Consider the following 400-nt stretch of genomic DNA (forward strand, 5'->3'; position numbering starts at 1 on the left):
TCAGGACCGCCCGGAATGGCCGTCCTGCCATCCTGCCCGGAAGGCACGAACCGGAAGATGCGGGTATGAATAATAAAGATTTAACTCGTCTGGCCGACGTTGTGCTGGGCGAGGCGGTGGTCGCGCTGCTGAGCAGCGAAGACCACATCAGCGCAGACGGCGTGGCACGGCAGCTTCGCGCTATGAACGGCGGCGAGACGAACCCGGAAAGGCGTGCAGCCATTGCCCTGGCGCTGGGCGAGGTGCAGAGCGAGTTTAACCAGTCACGAGAGAGCCGCGACGCTGACGTGCTGGCATTCGGTGCCCTGACCGGCCCTGATGGCGGTAACAATAAGTAAACTGAAGACCGAATCTCCGACCAGTGCGGAGAGTGGCAGGACGCCCGCAGGACGCGGCTACC

1 protein-coding gene is annotated in these 400 nt (G+C 63.0%); it reads left to right on the forward strand.

Translation table 11 applies throughout. From position 1 onward, the window contains the following. The first annotated feature begins 65 nt into the window (after positions 1–65). The gene (locus VH86_RS24565) at positions 66–338 is read left to right on the forward strand and encodes a hypothetical protein (RefSeq protein ID WP_045834440.1); all 273 of its coding nucleotides are present in this window, start codon (positions 66–68) and stop codon (positions 336–338) included. Positions 339–400: the final 62 nt, after the last annotated feature.

This window comes from Pantoea sp. BL1 (assembly GCF_000963985.1).
GTDB classification, from domain to species: Bacteria; Pseudomonadota; Gammaproteobacteria; order Enterobacterales; family Enterobacteriaceae; genus Pantoea; species Pantoea rwandensis_B.